At 56.0% G+C, this 18911-nt stretch carries 17 protein-coding genes; 8 read left to right on the top strand and 9 right to left on the bottom strand.

Going from position 1 to position 18911, the window contains the following annotated elements; genetic code table 11:
• Positions 1-157: 157 nt before the first annotated feature.
• Together H6F75_RS16530 and H6F75_RS16525 are read right to left on the bottom strand one after the other, a co-directional pair.
• Positions 158-622 carry a CBS domain-containing protein gene (locus H6F75_RS16530; RefSeq protein ID WP_190753568.1) on the bottom strand — a complete coding sequence of 155 codons (465 nt, stop codon included), beginning with the start codon at positions 620-622 and terminating at the stop codon, positions 158-160.
• A gap of 80 nt (positions 623-702) precedes the next feature.
• Positions 703-1737 carry a M42 family peptidase gene (locus tag H6F75_RS16525; RefSeq protein WP_190753567.1) on the bottom strand — a complete coding sequence of 345 codons (1035 nt, stop codon included), beginning with the start codon at positions 1735-1737 and terminating at the stop codon, positions 703-705.
• Positions 1738-1953: 216 nt separating this feature from the next.
• Here H6F75_RS16525 and H6F75_RS16520 point away from each other — a divergent pair, with 216 nt between their 5' ends.
• Positions 1954-3312 carry a phospholipase D-like domain-containing protein gene (locus tag H6F75_RS16520; protein WP_347710665.1) on the top strand — a complete coding sequence of 453 codons (1359 nt, stop codon included), beginning with the start codon at positions 1954-1956 and terminating at the stop codon, positions 3310-3312.
• Between the two features lie 192 nt (positions 3313-3504).
• Here the strand turns inward: H6F75_RS16520 and H6F75_RS16515 are convergent, their stop codons facing one another.
• From H6F75_RS16515 to rsgA, 3 genes are all read right to left on the bottom strand, one after another.
• On the bottom strand, positions 3505-3813 hold the full coding sequence (locus H6F75_RS16515; RefSeq protein WP_190753566.1) for an isochorismate lyase: 309 nt from the start codon (positions 3811-3813) through the stop codon (positions 3505-3507).
• Between the two features lie 127 nt (positions 3814-3940).
• Positions 3941-5497 carry a gluconokinase gene (gene gntK, locus H6F75_RS16510; RefSeq protein WP_190753565.1) on the bottom strand — a complete coding sequence of 519 codons (1557 nt, stop codon included), beginning with the start codon at positions 5495-5497 and terminating at the stop codon, positions 3941-3943.
• Positions 5498-5825: 328 nt separating this feature from the next.
• On the bottom strand, positions 5826-6890 hold the full coding sequence (gene rsgA / locus H6F75_RS16505) for a ribosome small subunit-dependent GTPase A (RefSeq protein WP_190753564.1): 1065 nt from the start codon (positions 6888-6890) through the stop codon (positions 5826-5828).
• Positions 6891-7327: 437 nt separating this feature from the next.
• Here rsgA and H6F75_RS16500 point away from each other — a divergent pair, with 437 nt between their 5' ends.
• Positions 7328-7675 (top strand): hypothetical protein, encoded by a 348-nt coding sequence (locus H6F75_RS16500; protein ID WP_190753563.1) that lies wholly within the window; start codon positions 7328-7330, stop codon positions 7673-7675.
• A gap of 132 nt (positions 7676-7807) precedes the next feature.
• Positions 7808-8278 (top strand): hypothetical protein, encoded by a 471-nt coding sequence (locus H6F75_RS16495; protein ID WP_190753562.1) that lies wholly within the window; start codon positions 7808-7810, stop codon positions 8276-8278.
• Here H6F75_RS16495 and H6F75_RS16490 read toward each other — a convergent pair.
• On the bottom strand, positions 8268-8501 hold the full coding sequence (locus H6F75_RS16490) for a hypothetical protein (RefSeq protein WP_190753561.1): 234 nt from the start codon (positions 8499-8501) through the stop codon (positions 8268-8270). The genes H6F75_RS16495 and H6F75_RS16490 overlap by 11 nt on opposite strands.
• A gap of 840 nt (positions 8502-9341) precedes the next feature.
• A complete protein-coding gene (locus H6F75_RS16485; RefSeq protein WP_190753560.1) occupies positions 9342-10844 on the bottom strand; it encodes an FAD-dependent oxidoreductase in 1503 nt (500 codons plus the stop codon).
• Between the two features lie 171 nt (positions 10845-11015).
• Between H6F75_RS16485 and H6F75_RS16480 the strand changes: the two genes are divergently transcribed.
• The gene (locus H6F75_RS16480) at positions 11016-11753 is read left to right on the top strand and encodes a tryptophan-rich sensory protein (RefSeq protein ID WP_190753559.1); all 738 of its coding nucleotides are present in this window, start codon (positions 11016-11018) and stop codon (positions 11751-11753) included.
• Between the two features lie 135 nt (positions 11754-11888).
• Positions 11889-12542, top strand: coding sequence for a Uma2 family endonuclease (locus H6F75_RS16475; RefSeq protein ID WP_190753558.1), 654 nt, complete (start codon positions 11889-11891; stop codon positions 12540-12542).
• 2 nt (positions 12543-12544) lie between these two features.
• On the opposite strand, the gene H6F75_RS16470 is transcribed toward H6F75_RS16475, so the two are convergent.
• A complete protein-coding gene (locus H6F75_RS16470) occupies positions 12545-14059 on the bottom strand; it encodes a pentapeptide repeat-containing protein (protein WP_190753557.1) in 1515 nt (504 codons plus the stop codon).
• A gap of 271 nt (positions 14060-14330) precedes the next feature.
• On the bottom strand, positions 14331-14870 hold the full coding sequence (locus H6F75_RS16465) for a superoxide dismutase family protein (RefSeq protein ID WP_190753556.1): 540 nt from the start codon (positions 14868-14870) through the stop codon (positions 14331-14333).
• A 180-nt stretch (positions 14871-15050) separates the two neighbouring features.
• On the opposite strand from H6F75_RS16465, the gene H6F75_RS16460 reads away from it, so the two are divergent.
• From H6F75_RS16460 to H6F75_RS16450, 3 genes are read left to right on the top strand one after another with little or no spacing between them, the layout of a single operon-like run.
• Positions 15051-18233 carry a DEAD/DEAH box helicase gene (locus tag H6F75_RS16460; protein ID WP_190754152.1) on the top strand — a complete coding sequence of 1061 codons (3183 nt, stop codon included), beginning with the start codon at positions 15051-15053 and terminating at the stop codon, positions 18231-18233.
• Positions 18234-18286: 53 nt separating this feature from the next.
• Positions 18287-18496, top strand: coding sequence for a DUF2281 domain-containing protein (locus H6F75_RS16455; RefSeq protein ID WP_199303985.1), 210 nt, complete (start codon positions 18287-18289; stop codon positions 18494-18496).
• Positions 18493-18870: a type II toxin-antitoxin system VapC family toxin gene (locus tag H6F75_RS16450; RefSeq protein ID WP_190753555.1), complete on the top strand. Its 378-nt coding sequence runs from the start codon at positions 18493-18495 to the stop codon at positions 18868-18870. The genes H6F75_RS16455 and H6F75_RS16450 overlap by 4 nt, the downstream gene beginning before the upstream one ends.
• Positions 18871-18911: the final 41 nt, after the last annotated feature.

The following is an 18911-nucleotide window of genomic DNA, read 5'->3' as shown; positions in this document are numbered from 1 at the left end:
AGGGGGAGTGCTGAAGTGGGTGGGTGGAAGAGTAGGGAAGTAGGAGAGTTTTGAATTTTCAGTTTCGAGTTGAAGTGCTGTCGGAAGAACTCAAAATTCAACATTCAAAACTAAGAACTCTCCCTCACATCCTCATCTTCCCCACCGCCTCATCTTTCTACGCGTAGCTATTCGCCATCTCCCGCACAATGTCGCCGCGGGTGAGAATGCCGACCACCTGCTTGTCGGAGTTCACCACGGGGAGACGACGCACTTGCTTGTCGTGCATGAGGTGAGCAGCTTCGCGGAGAGATTTGTCGGGGGCGATGGTGACGACGTGATCGGTCATAACGTCTTTGACCAGTTGGCCCAAGGCTTTGTGGAGTTCCTGGTTGTATTGGGTGGGGTTTTTTAGATAGATGACGCTGTCGAGCAGCATGATGTAGGCGGGCATGTCGACCCCAGTGGTTTGCCACATCAGATCGGACTCCGACAAAATGCCCACTAAATGTTCGTCTGCATTGATCACAGGCAGCCCGCCCACGTGGTTGTCGGCCATCAGCTGAATGGCATCCTTCAGCACGGTGTCGGGGTCTACCGAGATCGGGTTTGGGGTCATTACATCCGCGACGGTTTTGGCCATGGGGGTTAGTTCAATACTGGTTTGATGGGTGAGCGGGCTGATTTCATTTTAGAAAAGGTTCATCGCTAACCGGGTGGCTGTCACAGGTCGTTACAGTAGTGCTCTAGAATGTCGGCGCAGTGGGCGATCGCTCCTAAATGCGCGATCTCATAGCCGTGGGTGTTGTGGGTTGGGAAGCTGAGGCAGGCAGCCCGCGACACATGGCCAAACTTCATGGCGATCGAGCCATCGCTGCCAAAACCACTGATCACTGCCATTTGAATCGGTAGGTCGTGGGCGGTTGCGGCCCGACACAGTTCTGCGTTCAGCCCTTCGTCGTAGAGACCGTAGCTATCTTGACTCAGTACCACCGGCACCTCTCCCGGCTGAATGGGATATTCTGCCGCTAGAGGGCAAATTTCTAGGGCAATTAGGGCCCCTAATTGGTGGCGTTGGGAGAAATATAGAGCGCCAACCGCCCCCACTTCTTCCTTAGCAGACGCGACCAGATACACGGTTACGGGCGGTTGCTTCAGACGCTCGGCCAGCATCAGCAAAATCGCTAGGGAGGCTTTGTTGTCAAGGGTGTAGCTGGCGATGTAGTCGCCTAGGCGAAAGGGTCGTTTGCGGTGTTTGCCCACCACCACCCTGGTGCCGGGGCGAATGCCAGCGGCAGCGAGTTCTTCGGGCGATCGCTTAGTCTCGACCCAGGCGGTCTCCCAGGTGATTGGCTGGTTCTCTTGCTGAGCCTTCTGGGGTGACTCGTGGGAAACGTGGCGCGAGCCAAAGCTCAGAACGCCGCTGATAGTGTGCTGATCCCCGAGCAAATCCATCACGCCCTCGCCGTAGACCCAGGGGAACGAGCCGCCCAGCTTGCGCACCGACACCCGCCCGTCGGCGTAGATGCTTTTGACCAGGGTGCCGATTTCGTCTTTGTGGGCGGTGATCGCAATGGCCCGGCTGTCGTCACGCCCGGGAATTTTGGCAATGACGTTGTCGGCCTCATCGCGCCAGTGCTCTACCCCTAAGCCAGCCAAGTCGGTCATCAAATGTTGATTGATTTCGTCCTCCACACCGCTGGGCGAGTGGCACATGACTAAGTCCGAGATTTTCGTAAACAGAGCGTCGTAGGACATGGGTAGAGGTTATCGAAGTTGGGGTTCAAAGTTGAGGCAACGACCTTGAACCTGACACCTTAAACCTTAAACCCTTTCTCTAGCTTCCTCGTTAGCCAACTCTTCGCCTTGGGCTTTCTAAAAGCAGAATTATTTGCTTTAAAGCTTGTGCATCTACTACCAAAATCTCCCTGGGTGCGTTGGGGGATCGGGTTTGGGATTGGGCTTCTGCTGTTTGTGGGAGTCAGTAGCCAGTTTCGCAGCGAGGCTACGCTTCCCACCCTCGCTCCTCTGCCGCAGGACACCTATATTCAGGCTTATTTTAATCACAACCAGGCGGCGACCTATACTGACCCTTACCGCCAGATCACCCGCCACGGCGATGATTTAGAGCAGGTGGTTGTGGATGCGATCGCTACCGCTCAAACCTCCATTGATGTAGCTGTCCATGAGTTCTCGCTGCCGGGGATCGCCCACGCGCTGGCCGATCGCAAGGCCGCAGGGGTAGAGGTGAGGGTCGTTGTCGAGAATACCTACAGCACGCCGGTAGCCAAGCGCAATGGGGCTGCCTTTGCCGAGCTAGACGAGCATTCCCAGGACAAGATTAGCGATCTGTCTGCCTTCATCGACGCTGACCAGGACGGGGTGCTGAGTGATGGGGAGTTGAGCGATCGCGACGTGCTCACCATTCTTGCCCAGGCCAACATTCCCCTAATTGACGACACGGCCGACGGCAGCAAGGGCAGCGGCCTGATGCACCACAAATTCATGGTGATTGACGGTCGCACCGTCGTTACCGGCTCCGCCAACTGGACCTTGAGCTGCACCCACGGAGGCTTTTCGGATCCAGATAGTCGAGGAAACGCTAACAGCATTCTCGTAATTGACAGTCAGCCCCTAGCCCAGCGGTTTCAGCAAGAATTTAGCTACCTCTGGGGCGATGGCCCAGGTGGGCAGCCCAACAGCCTGTTTGGGCTACAAAAACCTCACCGAAGCTCGGCCCTAGTCTCGATTCCCGGCTCGGGATTAGAGGTGCAGTTTTCGCCCACCTCAAAAACTCAGCCCTGGGCCCAGAGCGTTAACGGGCTGATTGCCAAAACCCTGGGCCAAGCAACCCAGAGCGTTCACCTGGCCCTATTTGTCTTTTCTGAGCAGGCGATTAGCGATCAGCTGTTGTCGGTAGCCAATCGAGGAGTGCCCATTAAAACTCTAATTGACCCTGGCTTTGCCTACCGCAGCTATAGCGAAGGGCTCGACATGCTGGGGATCACCATTCCTGACCACAACTGCAAGCGCGACAACAGCGTACCCTGGGCAAATCCTATTACCACCGTAGGGGTACCGGCATTGCCTCCCAGCGATAAGCTGCACCACAAGTTTGCGGTGCTCGACCAAAACATCGTGCTGATTGGCTCTCAGAACTGGAGTCAGGCCGCCAACACCACTAACGACGAAAACCTGCTAGTGATTCGCAACGCCACGGTGGCGGCTCACTTTGAGCGTGAGTTTCAACGGCTGTACGATGGGGCAGAACTGGGCATGACGCCGCAGTTGCAGGGGGCGATCGCCCGTCAGCAGGAGAAATGTGGGCTGTAGCCCTTGCCCTAGGCCGCCGGAAGGCCAAACCAGACGCCCCGACTAACTCGCGGGTCGACGAGCAGGGCATCGACGTGGGCTGGCTGAAGTTCCAGCCAGCGTAGGGGTTGTCGTACGTCTCAACTTGAAGCGCGAGAACGGACTGGATCAGGGTTTGCATTCTCTGAAAGGGTGAGGGTGAAGGGGTTTGGCTTAGGATTGCTCAGGCTGAGACTGTTGCCAGTGCTTCATTTCTTCGGCGATGAAGTGGTTCACCAGGTCGCGGTAGAGAGCTTCGATCGCATCACCATTCAGCCCTTCTGCCTCGGCCCACACCCGGCGCTGCTGAAGCATGGCCTGAAAGCGATCGGGGGCTTTGACCGCAGTCTCGCTGGTTTTGAATTTAGACGCCGCTTTGACGTAGGCAAAGCGCTGGCCCAGGAGGGCAATCACCTGGCGATCGAGCCGATCGATCTCAGCACGAATGTCGGCCATATTTTGGCACTGTTCGGGAGTACGCATGGGTTTAAGGGAAATGTTTTAGAACCAATGGCTTGGTTGGACACCGAGCAAGTGTAAATCTGTTGCAGTATGAAGGGGTGCTGGCTCCATCAGGAGGAATGGTGGGCGGTGCCCACCCTACATGGGGTTAGGGTGAGGCGTTGTTGCTGAGCACGGATTGCAGGGCGGCGATCGCATCATACTCCCGCTCAAACACCCCGGTTAGGTGCTCAAACACCGGCAATACCTTTTGGTAAACCGTCACATTCTCTGGGATCGGTTGATGACGGTAGGTTTCGCCAATCATCGTCGTCACTGCATCTGGCGAAGACACTCGGCCCAGGGCATAGAGACCCAGCACGACGGCCCCCAGGCACGAGCTTTCGTAGTGCTCAGGAATGGTCACCTCGCGATTAAAGATATCGGCCATCATCTGCCGCCACAGGGCTGCTTCGGCAAAGCCTCCCGTCGCCTGAATCAGGGTGGCGGGACCAGCAAAATCTTCCAGCGCCTTGAGCACCAGGTAGAGGTTATAGACAATGCCCTCCAGCACCGATCGCACCAGGTGCGACTTAGTGTGTTTGACGCTGAGACCAAAAAACGAGGCCCGCGCGTTGGCATTCCATAGGGGCGATCGCTCGCCCATCAGGTAGGGGTGAAACAGCAGCCCCTCTGAACCGGGGGACACGGCCCCTGCCATGGTCATCAACAGACTATAGACGTCTTGACCCAAGCGTTTGGCGGTGGCCACCTCGGCATCGGCTAGCTGGTCGCGCACCCAGCGCAGGGCAATGCCGCCGTTGTTCACCGCGCCGCCAATCACCCAGCGGTGCTCAATGAGGGGGTAGCAAAATAGGCGCTCTTGGGGGTCGGTGATGGGGCGATCAACCACGGCCCGCACCGCGCCGCTGGTGCCTACGGTCACGGCCACTCGGCCTGGGGTGACTGCCCCCACCCCCAAATTCGATAGCACACCATCGCTGGCCCCAGCGATCAGCGGAGTCTCAACCCGCAGGCCCATGGATCCAGCCATGACAGGCTTCAGCCCAGTGAGCACGGCGGTGGTGGGCACCAGTTTGGATAAGGATGAGCGGTTGACCCCGGCGATCGTCAACGCCTCCGTGTCCCAATCCAGCGTCTCTAAATTCAGCAGCCCCATAGCCGTAGCAATGGAGTGGTCAACCACGTAGCGACCCAGCAGCCGGTAAAACACGAATTCTTTAATCGAAATAAACCGCGCCGCCTGCTGAAACAATTCGGGCTGCTCGTGGCGCAGCCAGGTGAGTTTGACCAGGGGCGACATCGGGTGCAGGGGCATGCCTGTGCGCCGATAGACGGCGTGGCCATTCATCTCGGTCTTGATGCGCTTTTCCCAGCCAGCGCTGCGGTTGTCGGCCCAGGTGATGCTGCGGGTGAGAGGCTTGTCGTCGGCATCGACCAAGATCAGACTGTGCATAGCCGAGCTAAAGCACAGCCCCAACACCTGCGCTGGGTCGAGGGCGTAGGTATCGACTAGCCCCCGCACGGTTTTGACCACGGCGGCAAAGATTTCTTCGGGGTCTTGTTCAGCGGTGGCTATGTTGGGGGTGTAGAGGGGGTAAGTCACCAGCGCCTTGCCCACCACCTGCCCCGCTTCGGTAAACAGCACCGACTTGGTGCTGGTGGTGCCAATATCAACCCCGATGATGTAGTTCTGGTTGGTCATAGAGAAATGGCCTGATACAGCAGCGATCGCTCGGTGCGCTTCATCAGGCTATACCCCCGCGGCACCGACGACAAAATCAATGCCGCGCCAAACTATGTTGCAGGCTCAGTAGATCGCAAAATCCTTGCTAGCCCTCTCCCCCAGCCCCTCTCCCAGGGAGGAGAGGGGAGCCGGAAAACCTTTCAAAGTCCCTCTCCCAAACTGGGAGAGGGATTTAGGGAGAGGGCTAGATGTCGTCAGGAGGGATTGTTTTTGATCTACTGAGGCTGTTAATCCGGCCACACACCCTTAGGCATAGAGCCGAGCCCAGCAGGTTAGTCGACGATCCCTACCCTTTTGTATGGTTTCGCATCGCCTTGTGAATCGTCTTCCACCGCCGTTTGCTGTTGAGGGCAGCGCGGGCATCGTGCCGCTGGTCGAGCCACTGCTGCTCGCGCTGGAGTTTGTGGTAGCTGTGCAGGCGATCGCCGCTCAGATCTCCCGCTGCGACGGCCTCCTCCACCGCACAGCCCGGCTCCCCCTGGTGCCGACAGTCGCGAAACCGACAGTCTTCCGCCAGTTCCTCGATATCGGCAAAGGTGGCTTCTAGCCCCTCGCTAGTGGTCCAGAGCTGTAGCTCGCGCATGCCCGGCGTGTCGATCAGCAGCGCTCCCGAGGGCAACGGCAGCAGGTGACGTCCGGTGGTGGTGTGCCGTCCGCGACTGTCATCCTCGCGTACGGTCTGGGTCGCCTGGTGTGGAACGCCAAGAAAGTGGTTTGTCAGCGTAGACTTGCCCACTCCCGACGAGCCAATCAGCGCCACGGTTTGCCCTGGCTCCAGGTAGGGTTCAAGCTGTTCTAGCCCTACTCCCGTGGCGGCGCTGACGGCATGAACCGGCACGCCAATGGCAACGGATGCAGCCTGATCCACCAGCTCATCCAAGTCGGCACAGGTATCGGCCTTATTCAGCACCACAACGGGCACTGCCCTGCTCTCCCAGGCCGCTACCAGGTAGCGCTCAAGGCGGCGCAGGTTGAAGTCGCCATCGAGACCAGTCACCAAAAACACCGTGTCGACATTGGCGGCCACCACCTGGCCCTCGGTTTTGCCGCCCGCCGCCTTGCGCACAAACTCGCTCTGGCGCGGCAGCACCGCATGAATGACGGCGTGGGTGCTCTCATCCTGCCGCTGCACAACGACCCAATCACCCACTGCCGGGAAAGATTGGCTGTCTGCTGTTTGGTGACGAAACTGCCCAGCGATTTCTGCCGACAGTTCTCCTGCTGGGGTTAAGAGCCGGTAGGCACCGCGATGTTCCAGTGCCACTCGGCCCGCTTCAAAACCAGCCTTTGCCCAAGGGGCAAACGCGCGATCGCAGGTGGTGCTCCACCCGCCTAATTCAGTTAAGTTCAAGGGTTTTTCCTCAAATGAAGCCTACGTGGGGCAAGGCTTCATGCGGTCGACCAAATATTAGGTGCCGCCTAGCCTTGCCGGAAAAAATGTTGGTTGCCGCACAATACCGACTCAGGCATAGGTCACCTCCTTGACAATCACTTAGGGGCCTTGCCCACGACTGGGGCTGCCCACCTTTAAGCCTACAGCTCCGATTGCCGCGATCGCGGCAACTCGGCAGACTTTGCAGCAAATCTACAAATATTGGAGAGCTCGCTAAGACTCTGGCTCGTTCAGGGAACACTAGCGCCCAGAGAACTTTCTATAGCAACCTAGCGACTGTTTAAGGGATAGTGATGATCAATGTTACTGCGGCTATCTTGTTAGCGCTTGGCATAACACTAGATTCTCTAGGAGAAAACTATACGCTTTTGGCAGCGATCGGTATTCTGTTCGCTATGGCGTTCTTCTTATTAATGTATCTGCAACATCCGGTTATGTTTACCGGCGCGGCGCGATATCCCTTAGCTAGAAAGTACTTTCCACTCGTCCGCTGGGCTATCTTTGGCATCTACTTTGTTGATCTGTCTACCACGCTCATGCGCTACTACGATGGCCCTGCCTTGAGTGTCTCTGTTCACGCCTACAGCATTTGGGCTGGGGTTTACCTGGTGGCCTACAGTCTAGCCATCTTGACTGGGCCACCCAAGCAGCGGCGACGGCGACGCAAAAAGATTTTTCGCTACTCCCAGTGGCGGCAGTGGGAAGGGCAACTCGTTCCCATTCCGATCTCATCGCGGCAGTAGGCCAACATTCAGGAATGTGTGGCGCTTGCGCATTGCTTAGGAAGTCTGAAGGCAGCACACCCTCCATGGATTGCGGAATAGCTGACTTATAAAGTGAAGTTATCCCTCAGATGTCCCTCAAACTCTGAATTTATGTCTGAATTTACTCCTCGGCAACCCGACCCTGAGGCAGACGATTTTGCTCAATACTTTCCCCATCAAAAACCCATTGAATATGGGGTCAATGTTCCGGCTCGATCTGGTCCCTCGTTCCCAAACCCCAACCTTCCTAACGCCATGGACCCCATGGGCACTATCGAAGCCAGGGGCGAAATCTGTCGAAACCTAAAAACCTCCTACGCTCCCTGGTGGACGGTGATCACCAGTTGGCTAGTGCTGGGGCTACCTGGCTTTTTTCTGGGCGGTATTGCGATCGCCTTTGGTCTTCAGCAACTCCACATTCTGCTAGAGGCCTTTACCTATTCCCAGGGCTGGCCAACTTTTTGGAGCAGTACTTTCATGCTGCTGTTGTCCCTACTTCTATTTAGCCTGGGAAGTTTGCTCCTGCTGATTCCCATGCGCAGCACTTTGGTCAAACTCAACCGTCGGCAAGCTAAACAATAAAAAGCACGACCTCGTCGATGTGCTCCATTTCAAAAGCAACCGAAAGTTGCTTTTTGGGAAAACAACAATATTCACAACGGTTACCAGCAGCACGTTGATTTATCAGTAGGAGGTGTGGAGGGCAGTGCTCACCACACACTACGGCAACCAAAAGCTCGGTAACCCCTGCAACCCCTGCCGCACCGAGCGATTGACCGATCGCAGCGCCTGAATCTGCGGCCATCGGGAATCACGGGCAAAATCTTAGCGGGCTGCCCCTGCCCCAAGGTCGCAATCACTTGGTTCGCCGCTTCTAACCTCGTCACATAGGCCTTCTCCTGTGGCCAACGGTCGTGATGGGTGACGATTCAATCATCCGCTATGAGTAGGTTATTGATGGGTATTTCGGATGACCTCTCACTTCACTATCAGTAACTCTCCTAATAAAGTCGTATCGCTAGGTAATTTATGCTCATCTGACAACCATGCTGTCTGTTAACTCTCAGCGGCACAAAACACCGTTCTAGTCTCATACCGTTCTCTAGGAGTAGTTGAAAGCGATGACAAACTTACCCTTTGAGAGACTGTAACTACCCCTGTAGGGCCTGCAGAATGAAGGCTGCCTATGGCAAAAATTGAAGAACAAGTTGATGCAATGCTGAGAAAATAGATATGGCTAAGTCAGTACATTCCCGATGCAAATGCGGCCAAATTACTACAGTTCAGAACAATTTTTGTAAAGAATGCTGGAGTTTGCTGTGGTGGCAGGCGATCGATCTGTCTATGAAAGGACAGCTTCGAACCCCTGTTTCTTTAGGATTCGATAGCATAAGCCAGCATAACCATCGTAGGGTCAAAGGTTTAGCTGCGTAGTAGGTTGATTTGGATCGATTCGCTAGCTTGCGGTCAAAACAGTGGCAAACGTAAGAATCCTTCAGAATCAACGCGATTCAGCGTGCATCTAAGCTCTTTAAAGATGCTGCATCATTTTCGTCTAATTCGGTGCCAGAAGCGTCATTCAAAAGCTGCTGTGACAATGGTATTTAGGCCTTGAGATGCTGTAGTGCCCAATACTCGCCAAGCGCTAGGGCAGCCAAAACTGGGGCAACCCCTGCAACCCCTGCCGCACGAAGCGATTGACCGATCGCAGCGTCTGAATATGCGGCTCATCGGGAATCACGGGCAAAATCTTAGCGGGTTGGCCCTGGCCCAAGGTCGCAATCACGCGGTTCGCCGCCTCTAGCCCGGTGACGTAGGCCTTCTCCTGCGACCACGACCCGTGGCGGGTGACAATCCAATCGCCCGCCATAAACAGGTTGTCGAAGCTAGTAGTGGTGGGCAACAGGTAGCGGTAGCTGCCGGGGGCAAAGTGCGTCACCCCTTGAGGAATGCGCACGACGCTGTGATCGATGATCTTAGCCTCGCCAAAGGCGGGAATGCACCCCGCGAGATCTTGCTGCACCTGCTTGAGCACCTGGTCGTCATCCAGCGCTAGAAGCTGGTTGGCGTGGTAGTAGTCGGCCTCGACCACCGTGCCCGGTTCGTCGCGATACTCGTCGTGGATGGCGTTGAGGTCAAAGAACGTCCATCCCGTAGTGGGGTGAAAGCCAAAGCAGGCGTTGGAGGGCAGGGGAATATCGACTTTGCGATCGAGCCACAGCCGCGCCGCCAGCACGTCGATCGCTCCCAGGTTGCGAATGTTGTTGAACTCAGGGCGCGCTCTCAACCCCGCCGACTGCTCCACAATTTTCTTCAGCCCGCTGATGCCGACGGCAAACACCACCGCATCGGCCTCAAACACCTCATCGCCGCAGACCACCGCCGTCACCCGGTTGTTCTCCACCGTCACATCCGACACCCGATGGTTGGCGAGAATCTTGCCCCCGGCCCGCTCGCTCGCCTCTGTCCAGGGCCGAAAGATCTGCGCCCCCACCGTGCCCCGGCACCAGCGCACGTCAAAATCGGGTTGGTGAGCCAGGATGAAGTAGTAGAGCATGCCCAGGGCCGCCGCCGCCGAGCACTGCTCTCCAGGGGCGAACAGGCCCACCAGCAGCATCGGCTCAAACGACTCATGGTAGAGCCGGGCCGACACGCCGTACTGGCGGAAAAGTTCGCGGGCGGTGATGCGATCGTACTTTTGCCAGGCCTCATCAGAGTTGTCGAAATCGATCAGCGCTTGCAGCAGGGGCAGGGCTGAGAGGCGATCGGTCAGCGGCAGGCGCTTAAAGTCGGTATAAAGAAACGTGCCCAGCGGTGTGGGCAAGTAGGGCTGCTCTTGAAATAGCGGCGACTCGACCTCTAAGCCGTGGGGCGAATACTGGGCCGATCGCGTCCAATCGGTAAAGGGCTGAATGCCCAGATGGTCGGTGAGGGCAAAAATATTGCGATAGGGGTACCAAAATCCGTGAATGCCTGCCTCGACGGCGCGGCCCTGGGGTGTTTGCCAACCCGCCACTAGGCCACCGGGGTAGGCTCCAGCTTCTAGGAGAGTCACGGCATAGCCCTGGCGGGCCAGATGATAGGCGGATCCCAATCCGGCCCAGCCTGCGCCGACTACCACTACCCGCTTTTGTGCTGTGTTTTCCATTGTTCTTGCCCCCGTTGCCCATAGACCTCCTTTACTCTATCGGTAGCGATGGCCTGTAGGGGTTAGGATCGGGAGATGGGTATTGCGATCCTCGGCTTCCCTCACCCCAAACCCCTCTCCTTGTGGGAGCAGGGAGCAGAGCTATCTTCATAAACCACTCTTTTTAGGCAAATGAGTAGTAAAAAAATTGTGAGAAGCGGCGTCAACCGGGTGATGGGGGTCAACGAGGCCACCCGCGACACCACCATCCAGACCAATTTGGCTAATCCTAGTTGGGATAAGAAAGCCACTCTGACCTATCTAGGAGCGACGATCGCTCAGGTGGCAGTGATGACCGGGCTCCTGTGGGCGATGGATGTGGCCTTTGGATACTTCAACCTGGGTGCTCTAGCGCCCTGGACAACAACTGCGATCGCCTGCGCATTTTTTGCCTTTGTGACGCTGCGATCGCGCTTCTTCTCTCTGCTCGACAATACTCGCAATAGTGGGCGCTACCAGTCGCTCCAGCGTCCCGGCTGGGCACCGCCGCCGTTGGCCTTCCCCATCGTGTGGATGAGTATTGCCGTGCTGCGGGTGGTCTCGGCCTATCTGGTGTGGTCGGCGATGGGGCAAACCTTCCTGTGCTTGCCCCTCATTCTCTATGTGGTGCACCTCAGTCTGGGCGACACCTGGAATACGATTTTCACGGTGGAAGGCCGTCTGGGGGCGGCGGTGCCGATGGTAATTGTGGGGCCATTGCTCTCTGTGGCTGTGGTCACGATCAGTTATTTTCAGGTGGTGCCCCTAGCGGGGTGGATTATTTTGCCGTCGCTGGTGTGGCTGGCGATCGCCACCGCCCTCTGCATCAGCCTCTGGCGCTTGAATGGACAAGAACCGCTATATCCAGTCGTGTCCAAAGCCGAGTCGTGAGCTGCGTCCGCGCTGCACCATCTGGAGGCTTGATATACTCCAGACTCTTTGAGCACCGATGACATGGGTTAGGCTAGCCGTAATGGATGCTAACGATGCTGAGCATTCTGTTCTTTTCCTTTGGTGAAAGTACCCATGGTCACCCTTGAGCTACGCCAAATTGAGGTACCTCTGGGCAAGAGTCTGGTGCTTCGCGACGTGAGTTGGGCCGAGTTTGAAGCCATCTTGGCCGAGCTGGGAAATCACCGCAGTACCCGCATCGCCTACGACGACGGGTTTTTAGAAATTATGGCTCCCCTACCAGAGCACGAGTATTTTAAGCAGACGATTAGCACGGCTATTGAGGACATGGCCGAGGTATTAGAGCAAGATTATGAGTGCTACGGTTCCACCACCTGGTGGCGCAAGGCCCAGCAGGCGGGCATCGAACCCGACAACTGCTTTTACTTTCAAAACGAGGCACTGGTGCGCGGCAAGCTGGAGTTTGATCTAGATCGCGACCCGCCCCCCGATCTCGCTCTCGAAATCGATCTCACCAGCAAGTCCCTCGATCGCTTCCCCATCTACGCCCGCCTGGGCGTACCGGAAATCTGGTGCTACGACAGCGGTGTGCTAACGATTTACCTGTTGGAAGGCGATCGCTACGGGGTGTCAGAGCAAAGCCGAGTGTTTCCCACGCTGAATATTCGAGCCCTGCCTCAGCTGATTGAATCGCAGCGATCGGCGGGCCGGTTGGCACTGCGGCGAGCTGTGAGGAATTGGGTAAAAGAGCGATCGCAGGGTGCATAGCGCTAGGGCTGCATGACCTCTCTAGTCAAACCAATTCTCTCGCCAAGTTCAAACACATTCTCTGTGAACTCGTTGACGTTGCCAGAAAAGGTAGCGGCTCCACCAGCGAGGGTGGCGGCGGCTGTCCCTGCCGCGATTAGGCGTTGCAGTCGTTTGCCGACGCGCTTTGGTTCTTGTTCTGGCTTACTGAGATCGCTTTCTAGATCATCCAACTCCATTAAAACATCTGCTTTTTGCTCTTCTGGAAACGCTTCAGACAGTTGACGAAGAGACGTTATGAGTCGAACAACCTCATCGGCGTTTTGACCGTAGTTGTTGATGATTCCGCCGACATTATTACCTTGAACAGTTTCGGCAAACCCGCCCGCAAACTGAGCGCCGCGCATGTCATATTTGGGAACTTTCTGCTCGTTAGCCATTGTTTCTACAACCTTTGATAATCGAGTTCGTTCTTGTCGCTCAAAGCTCAGAAAATCTCTAATGTCTTCTAGATGGGCTCCTTGCAAGCGCAGTTTTTGCTCATACTGGGCTTCGAGGGCAGCGAGTTGATAGGCATAGCGTTGCTTAATGTCTGTCTCAATAGCCGCTTTATCGGCCTCGGCTCTGACCTCCAATCGAACGACAAAGGCATTTCCCTTGCTCTCCATACCTTGAATTGAGATGTCCTCATCGGAGCGACTGTCTCGCAGCTCTTGGAAGGATTGGAAAAAGGCTTGCCAATCGATACCCTCTGTCAGAGTGATGTCGATAGTTTCTAGCGCACTGGCAATAATTTGAAATCGCTGAGTAAATTCGCCTGGAGCAAAGGTGCTTGCAGGGTCTATGGGAAGACGACTGGAGAATTGCCCAGTTTGCTGATCATAGGTGCGAAAAATGTAATCACATTTGACGTTCTCAAGAACAGTTGAGCTACCGATTTGCCAGTCGGCTATACAGGCTCCCGTGAGTTTCGTCTGCGTGAGATTGGCATAGAGAATTTGAGATGCATTGAGGTTGGCGTTGCTGAGGTCGGCGTTGCTGAGATTAGCTTTATTCAAGTCGGCACTGCTCAGGTTGGCCATGGTGAGGTTGGCGTTGATTAAGTAGGCTTTGCTGAGGCTAGCGTTGCTGAGGTTGGCATGGCTGAGATCGGCATAGCTGAGATCGACGTTGCTCAAGACGGCGTGGCTGAGATTGGCCCTATTGAGAGCGGCGTAGCTGAGGGCGGCATCGTTGAGGTTGGCGTTGTTGAGATCGGCATCGCTGAGGTTAGTGTTGCTGAGGTTAGCGTTGCTCAAGTTGGCGTTGCTCAAGTTGGCGTTGCTGAGGTTAGCGTTGCTGAGGTTAGCGTTGCTCAGGTTGACGTTGCTGAAGTAGGCGTTGCTGAAGTAGGCGTTGCTGAGGTCGGCACCGCTGAGGTCGGCATCGCTGAGGTCTTCGAACCAGAGGGATATTTCAATTCTGGGATTCTCTTTTCTCCAGGCATTCCAGACCTCGCTCCCTTGCCTGAGCAAAGTGACTTGGTTTTCATTTGCCATTGCCGTTGAGCCTGCATCTTCTCACCCTAGACTAGGCGTTTCGCTGATCGGTTCCCTATCCTTTCTGACTCTCTGGCGAAACTGTTGGTAGAGATGATGGCGGCTGGGAAGCAAAAGGTTGACTGCGACTACTGTTATGCGCGATCGCAACCCGAAACCCCAATATTGGCATGTCAACGCTGGTAGAAGGACTGTAGGCCGCGGCGGCCTCTGGCGGCGAAGCGCGATCGCTCCACCACTGCCGCTTTAGCCCACAGACCCGCGCTAAAGCTTACTTGATCACCGCACAGGCAATGCGATCGCCCGAACCCCCAATAGGTTGCGAATAGTGGTCATCTTTATCAGTGTGGATAATCAGCGCTGTACCGTCGTCATCCAGCAGTTTGGCGGCCCCAGAGTCTAGGGCAACGATGTCGCTGTACAGCTCGACTTCAACGGTACCATCGGCAGCAACCACCAGGTTAGGTAAGTTGCCCTCGTGGGGGCCATCGGGGTTGCGAAACCCATGGGGCTGGTTGAAGGGGTTTACGTGCCCACCCGCCGATTTAAATGCCGCTAGATCCGAACAGTCGCCCACAGCGTGAAAGTGCATGCCGTGGTAACCAGGGGGCAGATCCTTGGCCTTAAGATTCACCAATACCCCTTTGTGCCCTTGCTCGACCTGCACCGTGCCGATGGCGTTGCCGCTGTTGTCAATCAAGTCAGCCTGGGCAGTGAGCGCATCGGCAAAGGCGGGGCGGGCCAGCAGGGTCAGGGCACCCAAGCACAAGGCTAAACAAAGCAGCTTGAATCGATTGAGGAAGGTAAGCATAGGTCTATCCGTAGCATCTGCGGTTAGATCTTAATGGATTGAATCGGCCTCCTACGCTTTTAAGGCTGCCGTGGTAAAACGTAAGCATTACCATGTTCGTTAAAACGAGACGGTTAATCGTCCTTGCCAGGGCTGAAATGGGTTGGCCTAGGCCGATCGCACTACTGTCGGGATGGAATGATGCAAATTCTTCACGGCACCTGGATACCTCAGCCCGCCACCGACTTTGTGCAGACGGGAGCTTTTTACCTGTGGGTCGAAACCGGGCAGAAGAGTCGCCGCAAGCTGTCGCCCCAGGCCCATCCGTTTCACCTGCCCGAACCTGACCTGGTGCCCCTGCTCACCGATGAATTGGGGCTAAAGTCGCTCGATCGCCGCCCCCTAGCCGATTCCATCACTCCCCCCACCTTTCTGCTCCCCACGGTGGACGGTGAGCCGCTTCCCTCCCTGGAGCTATCGCGCTATTTAGAAATAGACATCCCAGATAGCTTCGACTGGCAGTACTGGCAGATCGATTGCTACCAGCCCGTGCTCGCCGACCTAGTTGGCCTGCTGAATAATCTGCACTTTCTCGCCGTCTACAACCTGGCGGAGGTGCAAATGGGGGCCGATCTGCTGTTTTGGTATCACTACACCCAGGCTTTTAAGCAGGTGATCCTGCGCGATCAGTACATCCCAGCTTTGAAGTATCGGCAAGTTGCGGCTGCCAAAGCATCTACCCAACGCAACGCGGCGGGGGCGAAGGCAACCAAAAAGCAAAAAGCAACGTCAGAGGCAGGGTTTGAGATTTATCCGGGCTGGGAAATTATTGGCGATCGCTACAACGACGATCTGCAAACCTATGTCGACTACATGCCCCTGCTCTGCGTCGCCGGGTTTGGGGAACCACCAGCCACACCCACCTTCTACGATCGCAAAACTCTACTCCGCCACTTTTCTGAGTGCTTCGTGACCGACCTAGTGCGGGGTACCAATATCCCCCAGAGTTACCTTAAAACCGTTGAGAATACGCTGATTCAGGACTGCTTGCAGGTTAAGGCTCCTGGTAAATCGGCAATAGATTTGGAGCGGTATCAGCAGTGGCAGGGATGGCGCGATCGCATCGTGCGCACCCAAACCGACCAAACCTTTTATCTCTACTTTCACCTGCAAGACCCGTTCAAGCCAGAAGATCCGTGGCAGCTTCAATTTCAAGTCGCCCCCAAAGACGACCCATCCCTCAAAGTCTCTTTGGATGATTACTGGCGCATGCGTCCCAAGCAGCAGGCCCAGGTAAGAGCCCAGCTCGGAGACGACTTTGAGCAGCATTTGCTCATGAACCTGGGCTACGCCGCCCGCATCTACCCCGACCTGTGGCACGGGCTAGAGACGGACCAGCCTGTGGGAATCCACCTCAATCTCGATACCGCCTTCACCTTTCTAAAAGAATCCGCCTGGGTGCTAGAAGATGCGGGCTACAAAGTCATCGTCCCTGCCTGGTGGACGCCCAAAGGTCGCCAGCGGGCCAAGGTGCGGCTGCGGGCCAAGGGCAAATCCCTCGGCGGCAGCGATAAATCTAAGGGCTACTTTTCCTACGACACCCTGGTGCAGTATCAGTACGACCTGGCGATCGGCGACCAGCCCGTCACCGAGCAAGAGTGGCAGCAGCTAGTCAACGCCAAGTCGCCCCTGGTCAAGTTTCGCGGCCAGTGGATGGAGCTAGACCAGGACAAAATGCAGCAAATGCTGGAGTTTTGGCAGCAGCAGCAGGCGGAAAACCCCGAAATGAGCCTGCTCGACTTTATGCGCCTGACCAGCGGCGAGACTGACGACAGCCTGGAAGTGGAGTTCGATCGCGACGACGCCCTAGCCACCATGCTCACCCAGCTCAGCGACAAAACTCGCCTCGAACTCACCCCCAACCCCGACCAGCTCCAGGGCAATCTTCGCGACTACCAAAAGCGCGGCCTCTCTTGGCTACACTACCTCGAAAACCTGGGCCTAAATGGCTGCCTCGCTGACGACATGGGCCTGGGCAAAACCATTCAAGTGATCGCTCGCCTGATTCAAGAGCGAGAGGAACCGTCCCAACCGATTCCTCCCACGCTGCTGATTGCGCCAACTTCTGTGGTGGGCAACTGGTTTCATGAGATCGAAAAGTTCGCGCCGCACCTGCGGGCGGTGGTGCACCACGGGGGCGATCGCAGCTTAGACACCAAAGCCTTCAAAGCCCTCTGCCGCAAACACGATCTGGTGATTACCTCCTTCACCTTGGCCCGCAAAGACGTCAAGCTGCTGGAGGGCGTCACCTGGCACCGCATTGTGCTCGACGAAGCCCAAAATATCAAAAACCCCAAAACCGCCCAGACCAAGGCCATTCTCAAGCTCAACGCCAACCACCGCCTCGCCCTCACCGGCACCCCAGTCGAAAACCGCCTAATGGATCTGTGGTCGATTTTTAACTTTCTGAACCCGGGCTATTTGGGTACCCAGACCCAGTTTCGCAAGCAGTTCGAGCTACCCATCCAAAAAGAAAACAGCTCCACCCACTCCACCATCCTCAAAAAGCTGGTGGAACCCTTTATTCTGCGGCGGCTCAAAACCGACCAGTCAATCATCAAAGACTTGCCCGACAAGGTCGAGCAAAAGCTATTCTGCAACCTCACCCCCGAGCAGGCTTCCCTCTACGAAGCGGTGCTCAAGGACGTCACCGAACAGCTCGAAACCAGCGAGGGCATCCAGCGCCAGGGGCTCATTCTCGCCACCCTGACCAAGCTAAAGCAAATCTGTAACCACCCCCGCCAGTTTTTGCAGGACAATAGCGAGTTCTCGCCGGAGCGATCGCACAAACTTAGCCGCCTGCTTGCCATGCTCGACGAAGTGGTGGCCGAAGGCGAAAGCGCCCTGGTCTTCAGCCAGTTTCGCGAGATTGGCGACGCTCTAGAACACCACCTGCGCCACACCTGCCACTACAACACCTACTACATCCACGGCGGCACCAACCGCAAAAAGCGCGAGCAAATGATTGCTGCATTTCAAGACCCCGACACCGAGCCCGCTATCTTTGTGCTGTCTTTAAAAGCCGCCGGGGTGGGCATCACCCTCACCCAGGCCAACCACGTCTTCCACTTCGATCGCTGGTGGAACCCTGCTGTCGAAAACCAGGCCACCGATCGTGCCTTCCGCATTGGCCAGAAGAAAAATGTCTTCGTCCACAAGTTCGTCGCCATCGGCACCCTCGAAGAACGCATTGATCAGATGATTGAGGATAAGAAAAAGCTGGCGGGGGCGATCGTCAGTGCCGACGAATCGTGGCTAACGGAGCTAGACAACGACGCCTTCAAACAACTGATCGCCCTCAACAAAAGCGCCATCATGGATTGATACCCTGGACATCTTCCATAATTGAGGCAGCACCGTCATACCAGAGGGATATTGTGAACCTTGAACAAGCCTTGCTAGAGCAGGTACGCTCACTCAACCCGGCAGAGCAGCAAGCTGTTTTAGACTTTGCCACCTTCCTTCGGCAGAGGGTATCTGTAGCTATCAAAGAGCCTACACCTGGACTGCACAAAGATGTTCCCTATTGGATGGCTGACGATTTTGATGCGCCCCTGCCAGACGAGTTTTGGCTGGGAGAATCATGAAACTCCTCCTCGACACCCACACCTTCATCTGGTGGGATAGAGAACCCGATTTGATTCCACCAGCAACCCTCCAACTCATACGCCAGTCACAACTGCTGTTAAGCCTGGTGTCGCTGTGGGAAATTCAAATCAAAACGCAGCTTGGCAAACTCAATCTAAACATGCCCCTACTAGATCTCGTAGAGCACCATCAGGCAAACGGCATGGAGTTGTTGACAATCACTCTGCCTCATATTCTGGCGCTAGAGCAACTACCTCAACACCATCGAGATCCGTTTGACCGCTTGCTCATTGCCCAAGGTCGCGTTGAATCTACGGCGATAGTCAGCCGTGATAGCATCTTCAAAAGTTACGACTGCCAAGTCGTTTGGTAGCTACATTTCCCTTTAGCCTCAAAGCCACTCTAAATTCTGAT

The organism is Nodosilinea sp. FACHB-131 (genome assembly GCF_014695395.1).
Taxonomy (GTDB): Bacteria; Cyanobacteriota; Cyanobacteriia; order Phormidesmidales; family Phormidesmidaceae; genus Nodosilinea.
This window is presented reverse-complemented; position numbering and strand designations above follow the sequence as displayed.

What these genes read in the sequence shown, in the direction of transcription:
- H6F75_RS16475 (WP_190753558.1), top strand. Translation starts at nt 11,889, where the DNA reads ATGGTCACCCTTGAGCTACGCCAAATTGAGGTACCTCTGGGCAAGAGT.
- H6F75_RS16485 (WP_190753560.1), bottom strand. Translation starts at nt 10,844, where the DNA reads ATGGAAAACACAGCACAAAAGCGGGTAGTGGTAGTCGGCGCAGGCTGG.
- gntK (WP_190753565.1), bottom strand. Translation starts at nt 5,497, where the DNA reads ATGACCAACCAGAACTACATCATCGGGGTTGATATTGGCACCACCAGC.
- H6F75_RS16495 (WP_190753562.1), top strand. Translation starts at nt 7,808, where the DNA reads ATGTCTGAATTTACTCCTCGGCAACCCGACCCTGAGGCAGACGATTTT.
- H6F75_RS16525 (WP_190753567.1), bottom strand. Translation starts at nt 1,737, where the DNA reads ATGTCCTACGACGCTCTGTTTACGAAAATCTCGGACTTAGTCATGTGC.
- H6F75_RS16490 (WP_190753561.1), bottom strand. Translation starts at nt 8,501, where the DNA reads ATGGCCGCAGATTCAGGCGCTGCGATCGGTCAATCGCTCGGTGCGGCA.
- H6F75_RS16500 (WP_190753563.1), top strand. Translation starts at nt 7,328, where the DNA reads ATGGCGTTCTTCTTATTAATGTATCTGCAACATCCGGTTATGTTTACC.
- H6F75_RS16460 (WP_190754152.1), top strand. Translation starts at nt 15,051, where the DNA reads ATGCAAATTCTTCACGGCACCTGGATACCTCAGCCCGCCACCGACTTT.
- H6F75_RS16470 (WP_190753557.1), bottom strand. Translation starts at nt 14,059, where the DNA reads ATGGCAAATGAAAACCAAGTCACTTTGCTCAGGCAAGGGAGCGAGGTC.
- H6F75_RS16465 (WP_190753556.1), bottom strand. Translation starts at nt 14,870, where the DNA reads ATGCTTACCTTCCTCAATCGATTCAAGCTGCTTTGTTTAGCCTTGTGC.
- H6F75_RS16515 (WP_190753566.1), bottom strand. Translation starts at nt 3,813, where the DNA reads ATGCGTACTCCCGAACAGTGCCAAAATATGGCCGACATTCGTGCTGAG.
- H6F75_RS16530 (WP_190753568.1), bottom strand. Translation starts at nt 622, where the DNA reads ATGGCCAAAACCGTCGCGGATGTAATGACCCCAAACCCGATCTCGGTA.
- H6F75_RS16450 (WP_190753555.1), top strand. Translation starts at nt 18,493, where the DNA reads ATGAAACTCCTCCTCGACACCCACACCTTCATCTGGTGGGATAGAGAA.
- H6F75_RS16480 (WP_190753559.1), top strand. Translation starts at nt 11,016, where the DNA reads ATGAGTAGTAAAAAAATTGTGAGAAGCGGCGTCAACCGGGTGATGGGG.